Here is a 975-nt window from a genome sequence, read left to right on the forward strand (position 1 = left end):
GATGATTGGGGTGAAGTCGTAACAAGGTAGCCGTATCGGAAGGTGCGGCTGGATCACCTCCTTTCTAAGGAGCTCTTCGGAGCTATAAAAGTCCACAGCTGCTTTGCAGAGTGGCAAACCGTTTCTTACGCTCAAGTTCAGTTTTGAAAGAACGATTGTTCTTTCCACAGTAAGCCGGTTTGGTGGCAACGGCGGAGGGGTTCCACGCGTACCCATCCCGAACACGACCGTTAAGACCTCCAGCGCCGATGGTACTTGGACCGCAGGGTCCTGGGAGAGTAGGACGTCGCCAAGCCGGGCTTTCTTATCCTTGTCTAAAGGGTAATAAAGTTCAGCCCAGATTGATGCGGGCGCACATATTGGCCTTTAGCTCAGCTGGTTAGAGCGCACCCCTGATAAGGGTGAGGTCGGTGGTTCGAGTCCACTAAGGCCAACCATCTTTTCTTAAATGAATACTTCCCATGGGGACTTAGCTCAGCTGGGAGAGCACCTGCCTTGCACGCAGGGGGTCAGCGGTTCGATCCCGCTAGTCTCCACCAGAAACCTTTTATGGTTCATGGTAATACCTTGTACCTTGAAAACTGGATAGCGAAACAAAGCGCGAATTAGAAGAACGTTGAAGTATCATCTCGACCTTACTAGTGTCAACTATGTCACTGACAACTGAAGTTCAGCCTTGCGGCTAAACTTAACAGTTGCAGTGTGGTTAAGCTAATAAGTGCGCACGGAGGATGCCTAGGCGCCAGGAGCCGATGAAGGACGCGACGAACAGCGATATGCTTCGGGGAGCTGTAAGTGAGCTTTGATCCGGAGATTTCCGAATGGGGAAACCCAGCTATCGTAATGGATAGTTACCCTCGAGTGAATACATAGCTCGTTGGAGGCACACCAGGGGAACTGAAACATCTAAGTACCCTGAGGAAAAGAAAACAAAAGTGATTCCGTCAGTAGCGGCGAGCGAAAGCGGAGAAGCCC

At 51.1% G+C, this 975-nt stretch carries 2 tRNA genes and 3 rRNA genes; all 5 read left to right on the plus strand.

From position 1 onward, the window contains the following. Positions 1 to 64 (plus strand): 16S ribosomal RNA (locus tag D7Z26_RS27125); the annotation flags it as partial. A 114-nt stretch (positions 65 to 178) separates the two neighbouring features. Further along, a 5S ribosomal RNA gene (gene rrf / locus D7Z26_RS27130) occupies positions 179 to 295 on the plus strand. 65 nt (positions 296 to 360) lie between these two features. Next, positions 361 to 437 (plus strand) — tRNA-Ile (locus D7Z26_RS27135). A 26-nt stretch (positions 438 to 463) separates the two neighbouring features. Further along, a tRNA-Ala gene (locus tag D7Z26_RS27140) sits at positions 464 to 539 on the plus strand. Between the two features lie 165 nt (positions 540 to 704). Further along, positions 705 to 975 (plus strand): 23S ribosomal RNA (locus D7Z26_RS27145); the annotation flags it as partial.

The organism is Cohnella endophytica (assembly GCF_003628305.1).
In the GTDB taxonomy this organism is placed as follows: domain Bacteria; phylum Bacillota; class Bacilli; order Paenibacillales; family Paenibacillaceae; genus Cohnella; species Cohnella endophytica.